Here is a 23,129-nt window from a genome sequence, read left to right as displayed (position 1 = left end):
AAACGGAACGACATAGCCAAAAACTTTTATTCCATCCGCTCTACGAATGTTGACATGGTCTCTGCCGAAGTTCTTGAGAGGCCTCTTCCCAAGCCCTCTGCCGAGGACTACGTCTCTGCCCGTCTTCTGGAGGCTTTAGTGGAGGCCGGGTTGGCCCTTGAGTTTCTCCGCCGCGGTCTGGTGAGAAACGCCGCGGGGAAGGCCTTCCAGGCGTGGAGAGCCCTAATGGCGGCTCTCCTCAGGCTGGAGCTGGAGAGACTGAAGGCCGTGGCGAGAAGCGAGGAGGAGAGGCGCTGGCTTGAGTCTACGGCGGTGCCCCGTGTGCCCACCAGCAGAATGACCGCCCTCTCGCAGATGCTTGAGGAGGTTGGACACGCTAAAATTGCCCTCGGCACTGCCCTAGCTCTTAAACTACACGACTACCAGTACCACGGGCCGGATCCGGATATGGCTCTGTCGAAATACAGAAATAGCGGCGAGGCCGCTTACGACGTGGTTCTGCTGTTGAGAGAACTTGCCGAGAGGGCAGAAGCCTTGAAAGGAAAAGCCAAATGGGGCGAAGAGCTGGAAAAGGCGCTGGAAGAGCTGAGGAGAGGGCTGTCGACGGGCTAATCGCCGGTAGGAGCCGCGTCGGTCGCAGATCCTGGGGGCGAGTTAACTCTTTTTTGCACTCGACTCAAGAATTATTTAAAAGGGTGTTATTCCACGCCCTACATGTTCCTGGAATATCTAATTCTGGCGGTTGCCCTAGTCTTCGGCATCCTCGCGGTTTTGGTCAAGGACAACGCCGTGGCCGCCCTGAGCTTGGCGTTCTCGGCCGCCACAGTGGCCGCGTACTACGCCTTGATGGGGCTCGTGGTGGCGTCCTTCTTGGTCTTCGTCGTCTATATAGGCTCGGTCATACTCATGGTGATAGTCACCGCCTCAATGTACGGCGGCTTTTTCGAATACCCGCGCCGGTACAAGATAGCCGTGGCCGCCCTCGCCGTCGCCGCCGCCCTGCTGTTGTGGGCCTTGATCCCGCAAGCGCCGCCGCCCCAGATGGGCCAGGAGCTACAGCCCAACTTCGACCTCCTCGCCCTAATAGCGGCCCTCCTGGTCTCGTCGCTAGTGGTGGCCATAGAGGTCGCGAAGAGGATATGATCGCCGCAATCGCCGTCGGGCTCGTGCTGATCGCCGTGGGGCTCTACGGCCTTGCGGCGAGCAGGAACATGGTGCGCCTCCTCATCGCGATCGAGGTGGTAGTCGTGGGGGCTCTCGCCGCCCTCGCGCCGGTCCTATCGGCCGCGCCCTCCGTAGGCCTCTGGGCGTTGGTGTTGCTTATATCCATGGCCGCCGGCGAGGTGGCCATCATAGGAGCGGTGATATATAGGGCGTACGCAACCGCCAAGACCACAGACCTGGAGGAGTTCAGGTCGGGCAGAGATAGGCCATGACCGGCCTTGCGCTCTACGCCTCGATATTGTTGCCCATGGCCCTCTCGCTGGCAGCGTACGCGGCCGCCAGGCGGTCTACGCAGACGGCGGCCTACATAAGCGCTGTCGCGTTGTTGCCGTTGCTGGCCCTATCGTCCTTCTCCCTATTCGGCGGCTCGAGGTACGCGGCCTCGGTCGGAACAGGCCTCTGGTCCATCTTCGCGCTGTATCTCGAGCCATACAACGCCGCCTACGTCTTCACCGTGGCCCTCGTCGGCATAATGGTCGCCATATTCTCGGCGCCCTACATGGAGCATAGGGCCGAGGAGCTCGGCGTCAGGAACACTATATTCTACCTCACCTACGGCTTCTTCCTCGGCGGACTGGCCGGCGCGTTCGCGGCGCGGAATCTCTTCGGCATCTACATCTTCATAGAGGTCGCGCTGATAGCCTCCCTCTTCCAGGTGCTGTATTACGGCTACGGCGATAGGGCGAGGATAACCGTAATGTACCTGGTCTGGTCCCACGTAGCGGCGCTCCTCATGTTGGCGGGCTTCATAGTGCTGTACCTCCACGGAGTCACCTCAGTCCCGGTGCCCGCCACAGCCGCCGGGGCTCTCCCCAAGACGCTTCTCTACCTCGCAGTCTTGCTGGTCCTGCTGGGCTCCTTCATCAAGATGGCCGCCCTCGGCGTCCATATGTGGCTACCCTATGTACACGCCGAGGCCCCGACGCCGCTGTCGGCCCTCCTGTCGCCCGTGCTCGTCGGCTTCGGCGGCTATGTCATATCGGTCGTGGCCCTTCCCATAACGCCGCAGAGCTGGCTCCCCGCCCTCACGTGGTACGGCATAGCCACCGCCATATACGGAGGCATGATGGCCTACGTCCAGAGCGACATCAAGAGGCTCTTCGCCTACTCGACCGTGAGCCAGATGGGCTATATGCTCCTCGCCCTCTCTCTCCACAACGTCTTCGGACTCACCGCCGCCGCGTTGATATACATCAGCCACGGCCTGGGCAAGGCCGTCCTCTTCATGACCGCCGGCTACTTCATCATGCACCTCCACACCCGCGACGTGGACAGGATGGGCGGCCTATACGGCTGGAACTCGGCCCTCGCGGGGGCCGCCATAGTGGGCTTCTTGAACTTGGCCGGCATACTCACAATAGGCATGATATCCGAGATAACCCTCGCGGTGGCGCTGGTCAAGACCTATCTCGGTATAGAGTATATAGAGTTATATATAGCCTTCGCCGCGATGCTCGTCGTGACGGGCATCTACGCGTTCACCACAATCAAGAACGTCTTCTTCGGGCCGCCCAAGGTAAGCGGCGCGGGCCCATACGACGCAGCGTTGGTTGCTATCGTCGCAACCGCGCTCCTCTCCGTGCTACTGTTCCTGCCGCCGATGTCGTCGAGCCTCTGGACTAACATAAGCGTATACGTACAAAACCACCTCATCCCGGTTGGCCTATGAACTCCGAGTACGTGTTCCTCACCGTATTCCTGCCGTTGATAGCGTCTATCCTCAGCCTCTTCGTGTCCGGAGAGAAGGCCAAGGCCTGGCTCGTCGTCGCGGGCGCCTTCCTGTCGGCGGTCTTCTCCGTCCTGGCCTACTCGCCGCCAGTCTCGGGCATCTACACCGAGACGTACTCGGTGCCCTGGATACCCCAGCTGGGGATCTACATCTCGCTCCATCTGGACCAGTTCAGCGGAGTGATGGGGATGCTTGTAGCCTGGCTGGTCTTCTTCATAGTGCTCTACAGCGTAAAGTACATGGAGGGCGACTACAGGCCTGGCTGGTACTGGTTCTTCATGGGCTTCTTCGCCACGTCGATGCTCATAATCACGTATGCCGACAACCTCTGGTTCCTCCTCGTCGGGTGGGAGGGCGTGGGCCTCGCGTCCTGGGCCCTTATCGGCCACTGGTATAAGGACGACGAGCCGGACGTGAAGTGGGTGGGCCATCCGGGCGACCGCGTCGCGCTCGTCGACTACGCCTGGCCTCCCTCGAAGGCGGGCCTCCGCGCGATCCTCACGATTAGGACCGGCGACTCGGCCTTCCTTGTGTCGCTCGCCTACATCTTCGCCGCCGTCGGCACCGTCCAGCTCTCCGGCTTGCTCAGGCTGGGACACGCAATCTCGGCGCTTGGCCTGCTTCCGTTGTTCCTCTTCTTGATGGGCCCCTTGACGAAGTCGGCCCAGTTCCCGTTCACAGAGTGGTTGCTGACCGCGATGACAGGCCCGACGAGCGTCTCGGCGTTGATACATGCGGCGACTATGGTAAACGCCGGCGTCTACCTGCTCATAGTCACGGCGCCGATATTCGCGTCTGTGCAGGGGGCGCAGACGTATTTCCTCGCCGTTCTTGTATTCGGCGCGTTGACCGCCATCCTCTCCTCGATAATAGCGCTGACTGTGGACGAGTTCAAGCTCGTTCTGGCGGGCTCCACCGCGGCTAATCTGGGCATTATAGCCGCCGCGGCGGGAGGCGCAGGTCTCGTGGGGAGCGGCGCGGCGCTTACGGCCTTGTTGTGGATCGCCTTTATGCAGATCGTGGGGCACGCGATCTCCAAGGCGCCTCTCTTCATGGGATACGGCGCTGTGATCCACGAGACCGGCACTAAATACCTCGGCGCCGTCGGCAGGCTCGGCAACTACATGAGGGTGACCTCCCTGGCGCTTTGGCTGGCCATGCTCTCGCTGATCGGCACGCCGCCGTTCGCCGGGTTCTTCACCAAGGAGATGGCGGTCGACAACATATCGGCGGGCTTCGACGCCGTGGGGTTCTCAGGCGTCTTGGTGGCCGGCCTCATAGCGTTCCTCGCCCCGCTCTACGGGCTGAGGCTCCTCGGCCTTTCGCTGGTCCACGGCCCCGAGCCTAAGGAACACGTCCACGAGGCGCACCCCATCATGTGGGTCCCCTACACCGTCCTGGCCCTGGCCGCGTTGGGGGTCGGCGGCTACTTCGCGTACCTCTACGCCGACGAGGTCACGAGACTGGTCGCGTCTCCCGGCTTCCTCGCCTTCCTCGCAGGCTTCGCCGTAGCGCTGGCGCTCTACGTCTTGAGGCCAGGCGTGAGGTCCAGGGCCTTGACCCCGCTTTGGAGGATAGGCTATAGGAGGTTCTACCTGCCGTGGCTCTACGACGGGGTCCTCGTGTGGATATACCACAACTTGGCCCACTTGATCTACTGGGTCGTCGACCGCGGCGTGATAGACAACCTCTACCACGTGGCGCTTCCCTGGGCCTTCGGCAGGATGTCCGCCGCGTTTAGGCGTCTGCAGACCGGGAGCATCAGCTGGTATCTCCTATACGCCATCGCCGGCCTCCTAGTGCTGGTCTTGTTGGTGTTGCTATGATCGACCCGTTCTTCCTCGTCGTGTTGGCCTTCGCCGCGCTTGCGCCCCTCGCGCTTAAGGTGGACGGGCGCTACCTCGCGGCCGCCATGGGGATAGCCGTGTTCGCCATGGCCTTCTTCGTGCCCGAGGCTGCGTTCTTCTTCACGCTACTCGGCGTGGTGGCCATAGCCTTCGCCTTGGATTGGCCTTATGGGGGGCTGGGGTTCGCCTTGGGCCTCTCGGCTACGTCCACGGCCCTGGCGGCCTACGCCTACTATAGGGTCGTCGCGGCTCCTCAACAGGCGGTCTACTACGCCTTTGCGGGGCTGGCCGCACTGGCGGTGTCGACGGCCAGCATATATGGCCTGCTCGCGTCGGGCCGCGAAAGGGAGAACGTGGAGGGGGCTCTCAAGTACCTCATATTCTCGGCCGTGGGCAAGACCTTGATGGTGCTCGGCTTCCCCCTCGCCCTCTACGTATCGCCTACCCTCGGCTGGGTCGTGCTCGCAATAGGCTTCATTTTCGAGCTTGGCCTCGTGCCGGCCCACCTCTGGATGGTAGACGCGTTCGCCCTGTCCACGCCTAGAGGCGTCGCCGCGTTGACCATATTCGGCGAGCTGACGCCGTTGTTGGTCCTGCTGACTCTCCTCAACGTCGTCCCCATGGCCAAGCCGGCCGCGTTCGCCCTCCTAGTGGCATCACTCGCCTCCATGACCTTCGCCAACGTGGCTGGCCTCACGGCGAGGACTTTCGGCCGCATCTTGGCGTACTCCTCCATCGCGCATATGTCCTACGCCGTGGCCGCCGCCGCGCTTGTGTTCTACTTCGGCAACAAGTTCGTCTCATTGCCTCTCGTGGGCAATATGTCGGCGTTCTCCGTGGCGTCGCTAGTGATCGTGCTGGAGGGTCTGACCTCGGGCCTCGGCAAGGCGGGCATATTCGGCGCGCTTACCGTCAAGCACGCCGACACGGTCCCGGAGAGGCGCGTCTTGTCGAACGCAGTCAACGTATTGTCTCTGCTCGGCCTGCCGCCCCTCCTCGGCTTCTGGCCCAAGCTACTGCTCATACTCCTGTCGCTGGCCTTGGGCCAGGCGGGCGTCGCCGTCCTCGTGATACTCAACAGCGCCCTGGCGACTCCCTACTACCTACGCGTCTTTAGGCAGATCGTCGAGGCGGCTGGCCCCAGCGCCGACAACGCCACCTCGGTGCTCACCTCGACGCTCGCGGTGGTCCTCGGCGTCGCCGCGCCTCTGCTACTGGCCGCGCTCATACCCTAATTTGAAAACCTACAGCTTTATCTAAAACAAGCTACAGCGGAAGTGAGCTATTTAAACGTCCAGGTTGTAAATAGCATGTATGCCGTGACTGCGCGCGTGTCGGCTTACGGCACTGCCTCGCTAGGGCTCTTCTCCTTGTCCGGCCATGTCGTCGGGGGGTAGGGAGTTCAGGTGTTCCTACTGCGGCGCGCCGCTGGACGTCACGCCGGATTCTGTCCTTGTCGTCTGCCAGTACTGCGGTAGGCCCAACTTTGTGGTCTCCGATGTCGATACCGGCGGCATATTGGCCGTGCCTGCTCTGAACAGTGACGAGATAGCTAGGAGGGCCGTGGCGGCGGCGCGTAGGGAGCTCAAGCTGAAATCGGCGACCTTCGGCGATCCCGACCTATACTATCTGCCCTACTACTTCGCATCGGTGGAGATGGCGGCTAGCTATAGGGCACGGGTTAGGGTGACCTACAGCTCCGGCAGAACTACCGTGACTAGGACGGTCGACGTGTCGGGCTCCCTCAACTACTCGGCGACCGTCCCCGTGCTGGCTAGGAGGGCCGTCGCCGGCATAGCCACCGAGAAGCTGGCCCAACACTACCTATCCACCAAGCCGCAGACCAAGCCGCTGGACCAGATAGAGCTGGGCTACAGGACCTCCAAGGCATTTCTGGCGGCCGAGTTCGGCAGAGATAGAGCCAGGGGCATAGCCATGCGGGATGCCGTGGACGGCTTGCTCGCCAGAGTGGATAAGGACGCGGGCGAGAGGGCCTTGAAGGCTCTGCGGCTCCACTCGGCGAGGACCGCCGTGCTTGACAAGACGGTCGACTACCAAGTCGGCGAGCTCGACCTCTCGCCTCTGACGTACCTCCCGGCTTGGCTCGTCCCCTACACGGTCGACGAGGCCCAATACCACATGGCCTTCGCTGGCTGGGACGGCGAGCTCCTCGCGGCCCTCGAGCCGATCACGGTATCCGGCAGGCTTCGCTCCATAATAGGCTCTGTCCTGGCCAGCGGCATCTTGGCAGGCATAGGCGGGATCGCGCTCCCGCAGAGCCCATTGGTCGGAGCGGTCTTTCTGTTTTTCGGCGCGGGGATATCGGCGGCTATCGGCAAAAACGTGGTTGCGTCCATCAAGGTCAAGAAATGAAGGTCCGTTGTCCCTACTGCGGGGCCGAGTACGAGGCGCCGGAAGGCGCGCAGTATCTGGTCTGCCCCTACTGCGGCACTGTCTTGAGGGAGGGGAAGATCTTCGAGTCCGTCTACCTTTTCGAGCCGCGCCTCGACAAGACAGCGGCCTTCAACAGAGTCTTCGGTTTCCGCCCCTGGGCCTCGCCGCGGGATCTAGGCACGTCCTCGCCGGCCGATGCGGAGCTCCACTTCCTTCCGCTCTATCTCTACTATGTCTATTTTGAGCCTCTGAAGGAGCTGGCCACGTACGCGACTGCGCTTGCGGTGGAGAGGCCGCCGTTTTACGTCCCGAGGAATTACAGATTTCCGGCGCGGTGGAGAATTCCCTTTAAGCCTTCGCTGGAGAGAACCGCCGTATTCCACCAGCCCCAGCTAGATCCCGAGACGGCTTGGGCCGCAGCCTCAAAGCCCTACGAGAAAGAGGCCCGGAGCTACGCCGCGGCGTTTAAGAAGCCCATAAGCGACAAGACAACGTTCGAGGGAATAGTCTACTACCCCTTCTGGAAACTGAAGTACATATACAGAGGGAAGGAGTACAACGCGGTGGTCGACGCCGCCGAGGGCAACGTAGTCTACATGGAGTATCCCATATCTCGGAGGGGGAGAGCGGCGTCGCTGGCGGCCGCAATCACGATCTTGACGGGCTCCGTCGTTTTGGGCACGGCGATAGGCATGGGGATCTCGGCCGCCAAAGGCGTGGATCTCACCTTGTGGGGGTCCCTCGGCGGGCTTATCGGCGGCATCGCTGGCTCGGCCAGCGCGTTCACCTACGTCGTCGAGCGCAAGGCCGTATATAGGGAAGGCCAAGAGATAGAGGTATTGTAAGCCGTCGCGCACCTCGCCTGTAGTTGGGCGCATAGGAGCTATTTGAGCAAACTCCGGCCCCGGTAAGTCCGGCCCCGGGCGGTAGAGAGCCGACCTTTAAAAAGGCCGGTTTTCCTCCGGCCATGATCGAGAGGACGTTGGTCATAGTTAAGCCGGACGCCGTCAAGAGGGGGCTTATAGGGGAGATAATATCCCGCCTCGAGAGGGCGGGGCTTAGGATAGTCGCCGCCAAGATGGTGTGGGCCTCCCGCGAACAGATGGCGGGTTTCTACCCCAGCGACGAGGCTTGGCTCAGAAGCGTGGGGAACAAGACGCTCAACAGCTATAGAGAGATGGGGATCGATCCCAAGGCCGAGCTGGGCACGGACGACCCCGTGGAGATAGGCAAGATGGTGAAGGGGTGGCTGGTGGACTACATGACCGAGTCGCCTATCCTCCTCATGGTGGTCGAGGGGAACCACGCCGTGAGCGTGGTGAGGAAGCTCGTGGGCAATACCCTGCCCTACAAGGCCGAGCCGGGGACTATCAGGGGCGATTTCTCCACGGACAGCCCCGACCTGGCCAATAGGGAGAGGCGGTCTATCCGCAACCTCGTACACGCAAGCGACAGCCCCGAGGAGGCGAGGCGGGAGATAGCCTATTGGTTCAAGGAGTCGGAGATATACAGCTATAGGTAGCCGTTCAACGTGGCCGATCTTATCTCGGGCCTCTTTGGGGCGAAGCTGTAACACTCGTTTCCGGTATAGGGCGATTTGGCCACGGCGAGGCGGACCGCGCCTCTGGACGACTTGATCTCCACAACCTCGTACTGGTCCGTGACGAACGTCTTCCCGGCCGCTATGTCGTAGAACCTCAAAGGCCGCTTCACGGAGATGTTGCGCCTCCTCAATAAATAGGCATCAGCCCCGACAGGAATTACCTCACCGCTCGGAGGCGGCACACCGCATCACCGGAAAATAGAAGTCGCCAGTTAATAAACTAGATCAAGTGCGGACGCCGTCGGCCGGCCAGACGAGCCGTTAGGGCCAGCGCAACGAGGCCAGAAAACGCGGCTACATGAGCAAGACGCGCGACGCCGCTAGGCCGATATGTCGACGTTCTTGGTCTCCGGCAGAGCGAGTATGGCTACGGCGAGTGCGACGATCGCCACCACGTAGGTGTACAACGCGACGCCCGCTAGGGGGTTGTGTAGGGCTAGGCCTATGGCCCCTACTATGGACGGGGTGAATCCGCCGAAGAAGCCTATGCCTATGTTAAACGCTATGGACATCCCGGTGTACCTCACCCTCGTGGGGAAGAGCTCGGCCAACGCCGTGCCCAATATGCTGAAGGTGAAGGCCGTGGCCCCTATCAACACGAAGACGGCCAAGACAGCCGCGGCGAGGTCCCTCAACGACGAGAGGAAGAGGTATATGGGGTAGTAGGTCGCTATGCCTATGACGAGCCCTATTACGTATATGAGCCTTCTGCCCAACCTATCGCCGAGCCACGCCGCGAAGATGTAGAGGGGCAGTTGCAGAACGGCGGCTGTGCCGACTATGATATTGGCCTCGACAGAGGTCCACCGAGCCACTTGGGTCAGGAACGTGAATATATAGGCCGTGGAGGTGTAGGCGAGGACTGCGTGTCCGGCCGCTACGGCTATGCCCACAAGGATCCACTTCCAATACTTGGCGAACGCCTCGACTATGGGTATCTTGGACACGGCGCCTTTTTCCTTCAGCGCCCCGAACAGCGGAGTCTCGGCGAGCTTAAGGCGCAGATAGGCGCCTAAGGCGGTCAGCGCCAGGGCCAGCAGGAAGGGGACTCTCCAGCCCCATGCGGCGAATTCTTGAGCCGTGAGGAGCATTGAGGAGAGGACTACAGTTAGGGACGAGAGGCCGAGCCCAAGCGGGGGAGTCGCCGAGATGAAGCCGACGTAGAACGCCCTTCTGCCACTGGGCGCGTACTCGAGCGCGTACGTCACCGCGCCGCCGTACTCTCCGCCGAGCGCTATCCCTTGGACCATTCTGAGAGCCGCCAGGAGAGCCGTCGCGGCGAGGCCGGCCTGCGCGTACGTGGGCAGTAGGCCTATGCCGGTGGTCGATAGGCCCATCAGAATCAACGTGGCGAGGAACGTCGACTTGCGGCCTATCCTATCGCCTAGGTGGCCGAACACGAGGGCGCCGATAGGCCTGACGACAAAGCCCGTGGCGAAGACGAGCCAGGTTCCTATGATAGCGGCGGCGGGGTTCCCCTTCGGGAAGAAGAGGGAGGCGATGATGGGGGAGAGGGAGGCGTAGGCGAAGAAGTCGTACCACTCTATCAACGTGCCTACGGTCGACGCGGCCACTACGAATCTGAGCGACATAATATCGAGAAGCAGGCCATATTTAAGCTATATAGGCGTTCGGAGGCGGAAAGTATATGTATCCCATGCGCGGCGTCGTGGCGCTCGGCGGCGGCCTACGGCTCTCCCCCGCGTAAATGTTGCACACAACTATGTACTACCGGCACGCACAACGCCGTACATGGACCGGAGATGCGTCAGACTGTTGGCCTCGGCCGGCATAGGCTGGATGTTCGACGCCATGGACGTCCTACTGCTCTCCTATATCTTAGTCGCCGCGGCCGGCGAGCTGGGGCTCAGCAAAGGCGAGGCCGGCCTCGTCATATTGGCGAACAACGTGGGCATGTTGCTCGGCGCGCTCCTCTTCGGTAGGCTGGCCGACGTCTGGGGCAGAAAGCCCGTCTTCATGACGACGCTGGCCATCTACAGCGCGGGGACCGGCTTAACGGCGTTGGCCGGATCCGCGTCGGATCTGGCGTTGCTACGCTTCTTCACGGGCCTCGGGCTCGGCGGGGAGCTCCCCGTGGCCGCCTCGTTGATGTCCGAGCTCTCGCCGACTAGATACAGAGGGAGGAACGTGGTCTTGCTGGAGAGCTTCTGGTCCCTCGGCTCAATTCTGGCGGCCTCCGTCGCCTACTTCGCCTTCCCGCGCCTCGGCTGGAGGATCCCGCTGGCCCTCCTCTCCTTGACCGCGCTCTACGCCTTGGTCCTCAGGTCGGCTGTCCCCGAATCCCCGCTGTGGCTGTACCTCAGAGATCCGCAGAGGGCCTACGCCATAGCCCAGACCTACGGCGTCCAGCTCGGCCGCGTCGAGAGGCACTCGGCGAGGGAGCTCTTGGCCGGCTACAGATCTCAGACGCTGTTGCTGTGGGCGGCCTGGCTCCTTCTGGCCTTCGGCTACTACGGCGCCTTCCTCTGGCTCCCCGCCATGATAGCCAAGAGAGGCTTCGGCCTAGTCGCCACGTTCGAGTACTCGCTGATCATGTCGCTGGCTCAACTGCCCGGCTACTTCACAGCGGCGTACCTCATAGAGAGGATCGGCAGAAGGCCCAGCCTGCTCCTCTTCTTCCTGGGATCCGCCGCCTCGGCCATCGCGTTCGCCGCCGCGCCGAACGTCGGCTGGCTACTGGCCTCCGGCATCGCCCTGAACTTCTTCAACCTCGGCGCCTGGGGCCTCATATACGCCTACACGCCCGAGTCGTTCCCGTCTGATCTCCGCGCAACGGGCATGGGCAGTAGCGGATCCATGGCGCGCGTCGGCATGATAATAGGGCCTTTACTGCCCACATACCTCACCTTCTCTACCGCACTGGCGGCCTACGCCGCGGCCTGGCTGGCGGCCGGCGCATCTATCTATCTATTCGGCAAAGAAACAAAAACAACTAAAATAGAATAAATAAAAATTTATGATTATTTTTGAATTATTTTAATTAATAAACTCAGTTAAGTTAAAATATTCAGAGCCTAGAGTGGTTTATGATATATACTTTTATGCATGTTATTCGGTTACGATGACCTTCCCGAAAAGATTGCGGCAGTTTTCTCTCAATATATTCTATATTGAGATAAATAGAATATATGTAAATAAAAGCTTATAAGTATCCTCTATCGATCTCATGATGCTGTCGGTCACTCAGATGAACGCCTTCCTGGGCAACACCCTCCAGCTCCTCCGAAGGAGCATAGAGCTCGGCGGTTTCCCTATTGAGCTTTACGAGTTTCTTTCTAGGCCTAAGAGGGTTCTTGTTGTCTCTATTCCGGTTAGGGTTAATGGTGGGGTTGTGTTTTTTGAGGGGTATAGAGTTCAGCATAACGACGCGCTTGGGCCCTATAAGGGAGGCATCCGTTTCCATCCGGAGGTGTCTCTGGCTGACGATATGGCTCTCGCCACCATAATGACGTTGAAGAACAGCTTGGCTGGGTTGCCCTATGGAGGGGCTAAGGGGGCTGTTAGGGTAGACCCGAAGAGGCTTTCGCCTCGGGAGTTGGAGGAGCTGTCGAGAGGCTATGTTAGGGCTATAGCGCCGCTTATAGGGGAGGAGCTAGACATACCGGCGCCCGACGTGGGGACAAACAGCCAGATAATGGCCTGGATGGTAGACGAGTACTCCAAAATAGCCGGGAGAAACGCCCCCGCAGTATTCACCGCGAAGCCGCCAGAGCTATGGGGAAACCCGGTGAGGGAATACTCCACAGGATTCGGAGTAGCGGTGACGGCCGTCTATGCGGCCAAGGCGCTTTGGGGATCCGCCGAGGGGAAGACCGCCGCCATACAGGGGTTCGGGAACGTGGGCAGGTGGACGGCCTACTGGCTGGAGAAGATGGGCATCAGAGTCGTCGCCATCTCCGACATAAACGGGACTGTGTACAAGAAAGGCGGGCTGACCACGGCCGAGCTTGTCGAGAAGAATAGGAACGCCAGGGGACCTGATCTGCTGGCCCAGATAGCCAAATACAACGACGCGTCCATGGTGCAGGACCCCAGCGCCGTCTTCGGCGTCGATGCCGATATTCTTGTTCCTGCTGCTCTTGAGAATGCTATTACTGAGGATAATGTGGGCTCTGTTAGGGCTAGGCTTGTGGTGGAGGGGGCTAACGGGCCTACTACGCCTGAGGCTGAGAAGGCTCTTTACGAGAGGGGCGTTGTGGTTGTGCCGGATGTCTTGGCTAACGCTGGGGGTGTTGTCATGTCTTACCTCGAGTGGGTTGAGAATCTGCAGTGGCTTATGTGGGACGAGGAGGAGACTAGGTCTAGGCTCGAGAGGATTATGGCGGAGAATTTCAGGAGGGTGCACCAGAGGTGGATACAAGAAAAGAGCTGGACTATGAGAGACGCCGCATACGTAATAGCCGTAGAGAGAATATACAAGGCAATGAAGGCGAGGGGGTGGATATAGTGGCGACCGGCCGCGTAGTCCATCCGCTCTTTTAACCGACAATACTACCGGTTAAAAAGGGAAACTTTAGAGAATGCCCCCCTCGACAAATCTAAGCACTACAACTTTCTTGTCCTTCAGCTCAACCACCTTGATCTTCTTGGTGTTCTCCTCCTCCGTTTTCTTCTCAGCCATAGGCCGAACAATGTATTAATTTAAATTTCTTACGTTATAGTTTGCGGCGCGATGCGCCGAGAAAGCCTAAAACCGGCTTGGCTGGAGGGGGCGTGAAGATAGCCGTAGTTCAATCGCCCAGGTTTTCGGGTCCGGCCGAGGGCTTGAGGTGGTTGATGGACAAGACGCCGAGGGCCGATCTGGCCGTCCTCCCCGAGTACTGGATAGGGACCTCTCCCCTAGACGAGGAGGGGTTCCGCTCCTATATCTCGGAAATCGCCGAGATAGCCTCCGCTATGGGCGGGATCGTCGTGGCGGGCGCCGTGGCCGTCGCCAGAGGCGGCGCCGTCAAGAACGTGTGCCCCGTAGTGGGCGGGGAGGGGCTGTTGACCTGGGGCGAGAAGATCTTCCCCTCCGCCGCGACCGAGGAGAGAGTCTGGGTATCCGGCGGCTCTAGGCTAGCTCTCTTCAAGGCCGGGAGCTGGGCGGTGGGTTGCCTATCCTGCGTCGACCTGGCCTACCCGGAGCTGGCGCGTGTGCTGGCCCTGGCCGGAGCCGAGGTGGTCGTCAACCCGGCGAGCATTTCGGCCGACAGGAGAGGTCTGTGGGCCGCGATCGGGCTGGCGAGGGCCTTCGAGAACTCGGTGTTCGTCGCGGCGGCGCTCGGGACAGGCTATAGATACCTAGACGGCAGACCTGCGCGCGGCGGGTCCTACATAGCCACGCCGAACGGAATCCTCGTGGAGTTCGGCGAGGAGCCCGGCGTCTATTTGGCCGAGCTAGACCGGGGAGAGCTGGAGCACGCCAGGAGGCGAAGGCGCTACCTAGACGACGTGAGGTCCATGAAGCCCGTCGACCTAAATAGGTATGGGCTCTAGCCAGGCGAGGCAAAAGCCGACATCTCTCGGCCTCTACGCAACGCGTGCGGATACCTCGGCGGTACCGAGAAAAGGCGCGCCAGCCGCCATACGTCAGCCGAGGCCTGCCCGCCGAATAGACCTATTCCTTTCACATGCTTTAGGCTGAGATGTCGGCCGCCCAACGCGACGACCGCAGAGGGGACAACGAGACAACGTCTGCTGAGGGCGAGCCAACGTTGAAAGCCCCTAGCTATATGCTATCTTCATAATGCATTCTTAGCAGTCGTCATGTGCTATAAAGCGACGTTTGTGCTGATTTAAGGAAAGGGCGCCGTATGTGAACGGCGACGCTGAAAATTCGGCGTGTTGGGGGAGTTGTATTGTGAGGGTGAGTAGCCCGGCCGGGATTCGAACCCGGGCCACGGGGTCCAAAGCCCCGCATCCGTAGCCGGGCCGCATCGCCGTGGCCCGTTGGCCGCTAGACGACCGGGCTCGCCCCACAAATACGCAGAGGATTTTAAACGTTTTCCGGCTATCTGCCGCCTACGGCGGCGACGCGCCTTGTGGAATCCGCGCCTAGATCTCGGAGAGCGCCTTCACTAGACGCCCTATTTCGGCTAGGGCCTTCTCGTCGGGTAGGGCCTTTGTCTCGACTACGGGCTCCACTATCTTGAAGCCCGCCTTCTGGAGCGCCTCGACTGCTTGCCTCGACGTGGGGGCCCAGACGTATGTGTTCACTACGGCCGCGACGCGGCCCCTGCCGAGGCTTTTGGACTGCAATAGGTGGAGCACGTTGTGTATGTAGGGGAATACGCCTCCGTCGTAGGTTGGGTAGACTACGACTAACGCATACGCCTCGACGAGGTCGGCCAATATATAGGATGGGTGGGCGTCGGAGGCGTCGTAGATGGAGGTCGTGAAGCCGGCCTTGCGCAGCTCCTCCGCTATGTGTTCCGCCAGCTGCCTCGTCCTTCCGTACATAGAGCCGAAGAGGACCACAGCCCTCCTTCTGTCGGGCTCGGGCGCGGCCCACTTCCTGTACAGCCTCAACATCTCCGATACGTGTCTGCGGTATATCGGGCCGTGCGACGGCGCTATTATCCTCACGTCGAGCGGCTTTATCTTCTCCAACGCGTCTATCACGTTCCTGCCGTATTTGGCCACTATATTCACGTAGTACCTCCTCGCCTCCGATATGTAGCGATTTAGGTCCACCTCGTCGTCGAATATGCCCCGCTCCAGCGCCCCATATGCGCCGAAGGCGTCGCAAGTGAAGAGCACGCCGGAGTCCTCGAGGTACGTGAACATGGTCTCCGGCCAGTGGAGCCACGGCGCGTGGATGAATCTAAGCCTCCGTCTGCCTAGATCCAGCGTATCTCCGTCCTTAACCGCTATGATCCTATCTGCGGGCACTTTATAGAGCGAGTGTATGAGGCGGCTCGCGGTGGTCGACGCAACCACCTTGACGTGTTTAAGCCTCTGGAGGATGTATGGGGTGGCCCCGTGGTGGTCGGGCTCGAGGTGGTTCAACACCAGATATTTGACCCGCGAGAGATCGCCGACAACTTCGCCGACTCTCCCCAGATATTCGTAGGCGAACTCCTCGGGAGCAGCGTCGATGAGGGCCACGTCGCCGCCGTCGACGACGTAGGCGTTGTAGGACACGCCGTCAGGCAGAGGCCACAAGGCCTCGAACAGCCTCTTGACCCTATCGTTCACCCCCACCCAAAAAACGCCGTCCGCTACAGCTCTAGGAGCCGGCGTCTCCATAGGGGCCTCCGGCCGACATCACGTATAAACTTTTCCCTAATTCTGGCATAAATTGGGAAAGTCAAAGCCGACGAACCTAGGCGGTAGCGCCAGCGAAAAGCACATAAAGGACCTCCATTATGTGGTCCGTCGCCGCCGTAGCTAAGCCCGGTATAGCGGCGGTCCCCTTAGGGGGCGGCCGACGCTGTTAACCCGTAGGTCCCGTCGAGCCCCCGCGAGGGGGTTCGGGATAGGGTTCAAATCCCGGCGGCGGCGCCAACCGGTTTTCGCCGTCTACGCCTCCAGGGCATCGGCCAGCTCGTCGAGGTCCTTGACGACGAGCGTGGGCTCCGGCCCCAGCTCCTCGGTCGGCAACCCGCGCCTGTTCAGGTATATGGCCTTGAGGCCGGCGTTGAGGGCCCCGGCGACGTCCCAGGGATTCGACGACACCAACGCGGCGTCTCCCAGCCGGGAGGCCAGCCCGTAGATCTTGGGGCTCGGCTTATAGACGCCGACCTCCTCCGCCGAGAGTATCTCGGCGAAGTGGGCCCTCAGGCCCGTGTCCCTCAACAGCGCGTCGACCATATCCCTATCTCCGTTCGTCAAGGCCACCAGCTTGTGCCGCCTGGCGAGTCTCGGCAAGGACCGCGCCGCGTCCGGGTAGGGCTTGAGCCGCAACCACGCCTCCATTAGCGTCTCCATCTCCCGCTCCTTCAAGCCCAGGCCCAGCCGCCTGATCGTGTACCTCAAGGCCCTTTCCGTGACCGAGCGGAAGCTCTCGTACCTCCCCATCACGGACAGCAGAAGGGCGTACTCCAGCTGTTTGGCGCGCCAGAGCTCCACGAAGCCCACGGGGTCTGGGACCAGCCCCCTAGCCGCCTCGGCCAGCGAGGCCAGATCATAGAGGGTGCCATATATGTCGAAGGCCAGCACCCCGACCGCGGGGACCTGCCTCCCGACTGCGCCCATTGAGGAGGTCGGCCGCAGATTTATATAGCTACGCCCGCGGTCCGCGGCCGCGCCAGGCGGCGCGGGCGCATAGATTGCGCGCTCCGTTTTTATCCCGCCCCGCGGACTCTACGGCATGTTGCCTGCGACAGTCGCCGTGCCCAGGATACCCATCGTGGACAAGGTCTCGCTCCCCGCCGACAAGAGCGCCGTACTGGTCGTCGATATGCAGAACGACTTCGCCCACCCCAACGGAAAGCTCTACGGGCCCTCGGCCAGGGAGATAATCCCCCGTATAGCCAAGCTCCTGGAGAGAGCCCGGGCCAAGAAGGTCCGCATCGTCTATACCCAAGACACCCATTACCCGGACGACCCCGTGGAGTTCCCCATATGGGGCCCCCACGTGGTCAAGGGCTCGTGGGGCTGGCAGATAGTCGAAGAGCTCAAGCCGAGGGAGGGCGACTTGGTCGTGGAGAAGATGAGGTACGACCCGTTCTTCGGGACTCCTCTGGACCACATACTCCGCATGTACGGCGTGCGGCACCTCGTGGTTGTGGGCACTGTGGCCAACATCTGCGTCCTACACGCTGTGGCGGGCGCCAGGCTGAGGCTCTACGACGTGGCGGTCCCGATAGACGCAATAGCCGCACTCAACGAGTTCGACTACGCGGCGGCGTTGAGGCAGATGGACTTCCTCTACAAGGCGACCCTCACCACCGTCGACGGCGTGTCCTTCGAATAGGCGGCCGGCCGGAGGGCCGACGCGGCGCCGAGAACTATATTGGGCAATACGGCCTACCGGGGAACAGCCCGGGCGGAGGCTTGCGGCACGTCTAGGCAGAGAGCTCGTTCAACATCGCCGTCGGGGACGGCGGAGGTCAGCCTGTGGCATAAGCGGCCATGTAGGGCCCAAAGGGACAGGTCATCACGTAGATCTACGCGTTCTTTTTAAAAACAGCTTCGGCATAGACGTGCGGGTGTTTTTCGACAACGGCGTGGTGGTGGAGGGGAGGGGCTTCAGAGTCTTGGTAGACCCCTTCAAGCCCTTCGACGAGTCCAAGTACGACGCGGTCCTCATAACGCACGGCCACAGCGACCACGTAACTCGGCACGTCAGGAGGGCGTTCGCCGTGTTGACCAGGGAGACTCTCCAGGTGTTGCGGGTGAGGTACGGCGTGAGGCCCAGGAAGTACGTCCTCGCCAGGCCGGGCGACAGGCTGGATCTGGGCAAGTTCTTCCTGCACGTCCTCAACGCAGGCCACGTGCCGGGGAGCGTCATGTACCTGATAGAGTCGCGGGACGGGACTGTGGGGCTGACCGGCGACTTCAACCCGGCAGGCAGCAACGTGGTCAGGGGGGCCGACGCAATCGAGGCCGACGTGTTGGTCATGGAGGCCACTTACGGCTCGCGGCACTACGTCTTCCCGCCGCGCGAGAGGCTCTACGAGGAGATAGCCGCGCTGGCCGACAGAGGCGAGGCCCCTGTCGCCATAAGGGCCGGCCCGCTGGGGAAGGGGCAGGAGATGGCGAGGCTTCTGCCGGGCAACAAGCTCTACCTGGAGCCGAAGGTCGCCGCCCTCAACAGAGCCCTCGGCTTCCCAGGCGGCAGGGAGCTGGCGCGCGGGATAAAGCCTAATCCCGGCGAGGTGGTCGTCCTAGGCCTCACGTCCCGCCCCCCGCCGGGCTCTCTCTTGGTCGAGCTGAGCGGCCACTACGCGGTGGCCAAGCCGGAAGGCGCCGTGGGCATACCGCTCAGCAACCACGCCGACTTCCCTGCCCTCCTCGAGACCGCCTTGAGGAGCCGCGCCAAGAGGATATATACAGTCTACGGCCACGTGGACGAGCTCGCCAGATGGCTGAACAGGCTGGGCCTCAAGGCTTCCAGAATACCGCCTAGAGGCCAGACTGAGCTGACCCAGTGGCTTTAGCCGCCAACCCGCACAGCTGGCCCTCGTAATACTCCAAGGCGTAGGGGGCCGGCGCCGCGACGGCTAGTCCTTCAGCTCGACGTATTTCTCGAGGACGGGCGCCACGTAGTCGAGGCCTAGGCGCCTCAGAGTGCTCCTCCTCGGGACCCCGTTCTCGTCCCAGCCCCTCAAGTCGTAGTAGTGGCTCAACATCTCGTGGTATTTGCCGTAGTCCAGATGGGCGCCCTTGAGCGGGCCCTTAGTCAGCGGCTTCTTGAACCACTTGGGCGGCGGCACGTCGAGCTCCCTAGACCAGTAGCCGTATTCCCTTATCCAGAAGGCCCTTATGAGCGCGTATATGCGGTCGCCTACCTCGTTGAAGTACTCGGGAGTTGCGTCGAGGCCGGTGGCGGCCTTGAAGAGCTTGGGGTACCAATCCAGCGGCAACGATATCTCGACCCAGGGCAGGCGGCAGCTGACGAACGCCTCGAACCAGCCGCCTCTAATCCTCTGTAGCTCTATGACTTTAGCCGCCTTCTCTTTCGTATAGCCGAAGCGGTCGGTCTTGACCTCCCAAGATATGACCCAGGCGTCCTTGTGGTGGGGGCCTATAGGCGACGTGGCGTAGGCGAGCGCCATGGCGGGGGCGGCGTGGCAGTCGTAGGCGGACACCTCGAGGCCCTTGACCTGCACCGCGAGCTCCTCGGCCTTGAGCCTCCGGGAGGCCCTCATGGTGCCTTCCGCCAGCAAGTCCCCGAAACCTCTCCTGTAGGCTATATCCAGCGCGAGGTCCCGCGCGGCCTTGTAGTCGCCCCACTCGATCTTGAAGCCGTGCTCCTTGGTGAGCCCCCTCTCGCTTGCCTCCATGGCGAAGCCTAGGGTGTTGCCGAGCGATATGGTGTCCATTCCCATGAGGTCGGCGATGCGGTTCAGCTCCGCCACCTTGGACAGATCGCCTATGCCCAGGTTAGATCCCAGGAGGGCTATGTTCTCGTAGTCGACCTCGGCGACGCCGCCCTCGGCGGGGACCCAGTGGCCGCAGGGCATGAAGCAGAGCGGGCACGACTTGAGGTCGACCTCCATCTTCTCGACCATGGCTCCGCCGATCTTCTCGAACTCGTCGAACTGTCCCTCGGAGAAGTTGTAGGTCGGCAGGACGCTGGCCTCCTGGGCCCACTCCACTGTGGACGTGGTGCCTTGCCTCATCCAGAAGTTGTAGCCGGGCATCTTCCTCCCCTGCTCCACGGCCTCCAGCCCCATCTTGCCTATCGCCTTGTCCGCCACCGGTATCTCGCCTCTGCCCTTTACCACCAACGCCTTTAGGTTCTTGGAGCCCATGACGGCGCCCATGCCCGGCCTCCCTCCGGCCCTCCCTTTCTGGGCCACCACCACGGCGTATTTGACCAAGTTCTCGCCGGCGGGGCCTATGGAGATGACCCCGGCGTCTCTCCCGTGTATTTTCTGTAGCTTGTCCTCAGTCGCCCAGGTGTTGAGGCCCCAGAGATCTGACGCGTCGAGGAATTGGACGCCCTTCTCATCTATATAGAGGTATGTAGGTCTCTCGGCCTTGCCCTCGACGACAATAGCGTCGTAGCCCGCGCGCCTCATGTAGACGCCGGCCCACGCGCCTATGTTGCCGTCGCCGTAGCCGCCCGTTATGGGCGACTTGGCCGCCACCACCAGCTTCCCCATGTTGACGTTGGTGAGGCCGGTCAACGGGCCTGCGGCGAATATGAGCTTGTTGTGCGGCGACAGCGGATCCACGCCGGGTGGGAGCTCGTCCCACAGTATCTTTATGGCGAGGCCTCTGCCGCCTATGAAGTCCCTGGCAACAGAGGCGTCCAGCTCCTGGACGACGTACTTCTTCCTCGTCAGATCGACCCTGAGCATTCTGCCTTGCCAACCGGCCATGGGTCAACCCAATTACACCTTTTAAAGCATGAAGTTTATAAGGGGGGCTTCTTCCAGCGGCTTGTGATAGTCTCGGTGGCGCCCGAGCTGGCGCTGGACGGGAGCAAGAACTACGCAGGGGGGCTCGGCGTGTTGGAGGGAGACAAGTTCTACGCCGCGGCGAGGCTCGGAGTGCCCTACACCGTCATCACTCTGCTCTACGACAAGGGCTACGTCCGCTATAGGGAGGAGAACGGCCAGCTGGTGCCCGAGGGAGAGCCCCAGACCGATTTCTTGAAGTCGCTCAAGCCGGCCGGCACGTGTTGGATCGAGGTCGGCGGGGAGGACGTCGAGATCGGGCTGTACCTCTACCAGCTCAACACGGCCACCGCCGCCTTCGTCAAGCCCCTCAGGCCCGACTGGGCCGTCAAGGCGGCCGAGAGGCTCTACGTGGAGTCCACAGACCTCGAGAGGTTTAGGAAGTACGTAATCTTGGCGAAGGCCGCGGTGCGCTACGTCGACAAGCACATAGGCTGGGACAAGGTCAAGTACTTCGACTTGCAGGAGGCCTACACGGCGTTGGTCCCGCTCGTGAGGCCCGGCGCGAGCTATAGGCTGGTCATACACACGCCGGCGCCTTGGGGCCACCCCACGTTCCCCAACCGGTTCTTCAAGCAGGAGTTCGGCTACGAGTTCGCCATGAACCCCGTCGTGTTGACCGAGATAGGCTTGGCCATGAGCAAGGAAGGCATAGTGGTCTCCAAGAAGATGCTGGACTTCGCGCTGTCCACGTTCCCCCACCACGCCGCGAAGATAAGGGCGGTCACCAACGCCGTGGAGATACCGCGGTGGAGGCACCCGGCCCTCTCCGACGTGAAGAGCCCCGACGAGCTGAAGGCGGCTAGGGCCAAGGCCAAGGCCGAGGCCCTCAAGGCGTTGGGCATCAAGACGGACAAGCCGGTCGTCGTGTGGGCCAGGAGGCTAACGCGCTACAAGAGGCCCCACTTCATAGCGCAACTGGTCGAGGACCTCGACACCGACGTCTTCTTCATACTCGGCGGCAGGGCCCACCCGAACGACGACTTCGGCGTGAGGATGATGGCGGAGTTCAAACGGCTCGCCTCGTCTAGGCCTAACGTAGTGTACATACCCGACTTGCACGTGGAGAAGGCCAGATATATCGTGTGGGCCTCCGACGTGTTCACCTTCACGCCGTTCTCCGGCTGGGAGGCGTCGGGCACTTCCTTCATGAAGGCTGGGATCAACGGAATACCGCCGGTCGCCTCGAGAGACGGCGCCGTAGAGGAAGTGGTGAGGGACAGGTTCAACGGCTGGCTTTTTGGCGAGGATAGGAGGAGGCTTCTGCCGCTCGATTCGCCCGAGCTGGAGAAGGAATACGACGAGTTCAAGCGCAAGGTTGAGGAGGCTCTCGACGCCTTAAGCAACGGAAGCTACTGGCAGATAGCGTACAACGCCTACAAGACCTTCAGCGAGTACTACTCGATGGATAGGCTATTCCGCGACTACGGCTATATCGGCTAGGGCGGCGTCCCCGCAACTCCCTACCGCACGTCGATTCCTATGGACGCCCGGCGCATCGCCCCGCCCCGACCGCCGCTCAGCCCACTGCAGTAAGAGAGATGCAACCCTGCCCGCGGGGATCTACGGCGGGGTCGCGTTACGGCGGTCTGGGGCCTTCTCTGTAGAGCTTGAGGCCGAACTCCGCTAGAGGGGTGAAGTGCTTCACGTTTCTAGTCCAGAGCGGCATGTTTTTCGCTATGGCCGTCGCCCCTATCAGAATGTCGGCGTCGCTTATGGTGACGCCGCGTCGCCTCAGCTCTCTATAGATCTCCGCGGCTCTCAGCAATATAGAGTTGTCGTTCCAGACCACCAAGAATATGTCCTCCAGCAACCTCTTCGCTCTTTCAATATCTGTAAATCCTCTGAGGAGCTCGTATAGGGTGATCTCCGAGATGTAGTATACACCCTCACCGAGCTCAAGCCGGCCCTTTACGCAGTCTATTACGACGTCGGTATCTACTAGTACCTTGACCATTTAGCTCTCTCGACTTCCTCCGCCTCCAGCAACCGCGCCAGCTCCCTCTTCGCCTCTTCCCTACGCCTCCTCATTATCTCCTCGGCCATCTCGCGCAGAAACTCGTCCCACGTCTTATCACCCTTCAAAGCCTCCAACAACGCCTTAGTCTCGCGGGAAATCGTAATTGTGGTGCCCACGTGCAATTTAGAATTAGCAATTTTAAGCCTTAAGCCGGACCGCGCTCCGCGGAGCCCTAACACCGACGCCGCTGAACAACGCCGGCTTGCGAAACGCCGGCCGAGTTGCGGCCTCACAAATC

22 protein-coding genes and 2 tRNA genes are annotated in these 23,129 nt (G+C 61.4%); 16 read left to right on the top strand and 8 right to left on the bottom strand.

Features of this window, described 5'->3' with window-relative positions; genetic code table 11:
- The first annotated feature begins 54 nt into the window (after positions 1 to 54).
- The 9 genes from TUZN_RS10590 to TUZN_RS10550 all read left to right on the top strand — a co-directional run bounded on the left by TUZN_RS10590 (position 55) and on the right by TUZN_RS10550 (position 8,716).
- A complete protein-coding gene (locus TUZN_RS10590; RefSeq protein ID WP_013680968.1) occupies positions 55 to 612 on the top strand; it encodes a PaREP1 family protein in 558 nt (185 codons plus the stop codon).
- A 102-nt stretch (positions 613 to 714) separates the two neighbouring features.
- The gene (locus TUZN_RS10585) at positions 715 to 1,143 is read left to right on the top strand and encodes a hypothetical protein (protein ID WP_013680967.1); all 429 of its coding nucleotides are present in this window, start codon (positions 715 to 717) and stop codon (positions 1,141 to 1,143) included.
- On the top strand, positions 1,140 to 1,436 hold the full coding sequence (locus tag TUZN_RS10580) for an NADH-quinone oxidoreductase subunit K (RefSeq protein WP_013680966.1): 297 nt from the start codon (positions 1,140 to 1,142) through the stop codon (positions 1,434 to 1,436). Before TUZN_RS10585 ends, TUZN_RS10580 begins: the two co-directional genes overlap by 4 nt.
- Positions 1,433 to 2,893 (top strand): complex I subunit 5 family protein, encoded by a 1,461-nt coding sequence (locus TUZN_RS10575; RefSeq protein WP_013680965.1) that lies wholly within the window; start codon positions 1,433 to 1,435, stop codon positions 2,891 to 2,893. The genes TUZN_RS10580 and TUZN_RS10575 overlap by 4 nt, the downstream gene beginning before the upstream one ends.
- On the top strand, positions 2,890 to 4,779 hold the full coding sequence (locus TUZN_RS10570) for an NADH-quinone oxidoreductase subunit 5 family protein (protein ID WP_013680964.1): 1,890 nt from the start codon (positions 2,890 to 2,892) through the stop codon (positions 4,777 to 4,779). Before TUZN_RS10575 ends, TUZN_RS10570 begins: the two co-directional genes overlap by 4 nt.
- Positions 4,776 to 6,035: a proton-conducting transporter transmembrane domain-containing protein gene (locus TUZN_RS10565; RefSeq protein WP_013680963.1), complete on the top strand. Its 1,260-nt coding sequence runs from the start codon at positions 4,776 to 4,778 to the stop codon at positions 6,033 to 6,035. Before TUZN_RS10570 ends, TUZN_RS10565 begins: the two co-directional genes overlap by 4 nt.
- A 145-nt stretch (positions 6,036 to 6,180) precedes the next feature.
- Entirely contained in the window at positions 6,181 to 7,173 is a 993-nt protein-coding gene (locus tag TUZN_RS10560; protein WP_013680962.1) for a TFIIB-type zinc ribbon-containing protein, read from the top strand.
- Positions 7,170 to 8,039 carry a TFIIB-type zinc ribbon-containing protein gene (locus TUZN_RS10555; RefSeq protein ID WP_013680961.1) on the top strand — a complete coding sequence of 290 codons (870 nt, stop codon included), beginning with the start codon at positions 7,170 to 7,172 and terminating at the stop codon, positions 8,037 to 8,039. The genes TUZN_RS10560 and TUZN_RS10555 overlap by 4 nt, the downstream gene beginning before the upstream one ends.
- 122 nt (positions 8,040 to 8,161) lie before the next feature.
- On the top strand, positions 8,162 to 8,716 hold the full coding sequence (locus TUZN_RS10550) for a nucleoside-diphosphate kinase (protein ID WP_013680960.1): 555 nt from the start codon (positions 8,162 to 8,164) through the stop codon (positions 8,714 to 8,716).
- On the opposite strand, the gene TUZN_RS10545 is transcribed toward TUZN_RS10550, so the two are convergent.
- Entirely contained in the window at positions 8,707 to 8,907 is a 201-nt protein-coding gene (locus TUZN_RS10545) for a hypothetical protein (protein WP_272941287.1), read from the bottom strand. The two genes, TUZN_RS10550 and TUZN_RS10545, sit on opposite strands and share 10 nt — an antisense overlap.
- Positions 8,908 to 9,117: 210 nt before the next feature.
- Positions 9,118 to 10,389 carry an MFS transporter gene (locus TUZN_RS10540; RefSeq protein ID WP_013680958.1) on the bottom strand — a complete coding sequence of 424 codons (1,272 nt, stop codon included), beginning with the start codon at positions 10,387 to 10,389 and terminating at the stop codon, positions 9,118 to 9,120.
- Positions 10,390 to 10,549: 160 nt separating this feature from the next.
- On the opposite strand from TUZN_RS10540, the gene TUZN_RS10535 reads away from it, so the two are divergent.
- From TUZN_RS10535 to TUZN_RS10525, 3 genes are all read left to right on the top strand, one after another.
- Complete coding sequence (locus tag TUZN_RS10535) at positions 10,550 to 11,764, top strand: MFS transporter (protein WP_013680957.1); 1,215 nt, start codon at positions 10,550 to 10,552, stop codon at positions 11,762 to 11,764.
- A gap of 220 nt (positions 11,765 to 11,984) precedes the next feature.
- Positions 11,985 to 13,265, top strand: a complete 1,281-nt coding sequence (locus TUZN_RS10530; protein WP_013680956.1) for a Glu/Leu/Phe/Val family dehydrogenase — start codon at positions 11,985 to 11,987, stop codon at positions 13,263 to 13,265.
- Positions 13,266 to 13,531: 266 nt separating this feature from the next.
- On the top strand, positions 13,532 to 14,296 hold the full coding sequence (locus TUZN_RS10525; RefSeq protein ID WP_052886256.1) for a carbon-nitrogen hydrolase family protein: 765 nt from the start codon (positions 13,532 to 13,534) through the stop codon (positions 14,294 to 14,296).
- 375 nt (positions 14,297 to 14,671) lie between these two features.
- On the opposite strand, the gene TUZN_RS10520 is transcribed toward TUZN_RS10525, so the two are convergent.
- Both TUZN_RS10520 and TUZN_RS10515 read right to left on the bottom strand, forming a co-directional pair.
- Positions 14,672 to 14,771 (bottom strand) — tRNA-Gln (locus tag TUZN_RS10520).
- Between the two features lie 83 nt (positions 14,772 to 14,854).
- The gene (locus tag TUZN_RS10515; RefSeq protein ID WP_013680954.1) at positions 14,855 to 16,048 is read right to left on the bottom strand and encodes an FprA family A-type flavoprotein; all 1,194 of its coding nucleotides are present in this window, start codon (positions 16,046 to 16,048) and stop codon (positions 14,855 to 14,857) included.
- Positions 16,049 to 16,179: 131 nt separating this feature from the next.
- Here TUZN_RS10515 and TUZN_RS11125 point away from each other — a divergent pair.
- A tRNA-Asn gene (locus TUZN_RS11125) sits at positions 16,180 to 16,306 on the top strand.
- 15 nt (positions 16,307 to 16,321) lie between these two features.
- Here the strand turns inward: TUZN_RS11125 and TUZN_RS10510 are convergent.
- Positions 16,322 to 16,996 carry a haloacid dehalogenase type II gene (locus tag TUZN_RS10510; protein WP_013680953.1) on the bottom strand — a complete coding sequence of 225 codons (675 nt, stop codon included), beginning with the start codon at positions 16,994 to 16,996 and terminating at the stop codon, positions 16,322 to 16,324.
- Positions 16,997 to 17,111: 115 nt separating this feature from the next.
- On the opposite strand from TUZN_RS10510, the gene TUZN_RS10505 reads away from it, so the two are divergent.
- Together TUZN_RS10505 and TUZN_RS10500 are read left to right on the top strand one after the other, a co-directional pair.
- Positions 17,112 to 17,717, top strand: coding sequence for a cysteine hydrolase family protein (locus TUZN_RS10505; RefSeq protein WP_013680952.1), 606 nt, complete (start codon positions 17,112 to 17,114; stop codon positions 17,715 to 17,717).
- Between the two features lie 229 nt (positions 17,718 to 17,946).
- Entirely contained in the window at positions 17,947 to 18,903 is a 957-nt protein-coding gene (locus TUZN_RS10500; RefSeq protein ID WP_148678648.1) for an MBL fold metallo-hydrolase, read from the top strand.
- 63 nt (positions 18,904 to 18,966) lie between these two features.
- On the opposite strand, the gene TUZN_RS10495 is transcribed toward TUZN_RS10500, so the two are convergent.
- Positions 18,967 to 20,793: an aldehyde ferredoxin oxidoreductase family protein gene (locus TUZN_RS10495; RefSeq protein ID WP_052886255.1), complete on the bottom strand. Its 1,827-nt coding sequence runs from the start codon at positions 20,791 to 20,793 to the stop codon at positions 18,967 to 18,969.
- A gap of 63 nt (positions 20,794 to 20,856) precedes the next feature.
- Between TUZN_RS10495 and TUZN_RS10490 the strand changes: the two genes are divergently transcribed.
- The gene (locus TUZN_RS10490; protein WP_013680949.1) at positions 20,857 to 22,314 is read left to right on the top strand and encodes a glycogen/starch/alpha-glucan phosphorylase; all 1,458 of its coding nucleotides are present in this window, start codon (positions 20,857 to 20,859) and stop codon (positions 22,312 to 22,314) included.
- Positions 22,315 to 22,450: 136 nt separating this feature from the next.
- Here the strand turns inward: TUZN_RS10490 and TUZN_RS10485 are convergent, their stop codons facing one another.
- Positions 22,451 to 22,828, bottom strand: a complete 378-nt coding sequence (locus tag TUZN_RS10485; RefSeq protein WP_013680948.1) for a type II toxin-antitoxin system VapC family toxin — start codon at positions 22,826 to 22,828, stop codon at positions 22,451 to 22,453.
- Positions 22,813 to 23,007: a hypothetical protein gene (locus tag TUZN_RS10480; protein WP_052886254.1), complete on the bottom strand. Its 195-nt coding sequence runs from the start codon at positions 23,005 to 23,007 to the stop codon at positions 22,813 to 22,815. The genes TUZN_RS10485 and TUZN_RS10480 overlap by 16 nt, the downstream gene beginning before the upstream one ends.
- Positions 23,008 to 23,129: the final 122 nt, after the last annotated feature.

The sequence above is a fragment of the Thermoproteus uzoniensis 768-20 genome, from assembly GCF_000193375.1.
In the GTDB taxonomy this organism is placed as follows: Archaea; Thermoproteota; Thermoprotei; order Thermoproteales; family Thermoproteaceae; genus Thermoproteus; species Thermoproteus uzoniensis_A.
The sequence above is the reverse complement of the archived record's forward strand: the minus strand, read 5'-3'. Positions and strand labels throughout refer to the sequence as shown.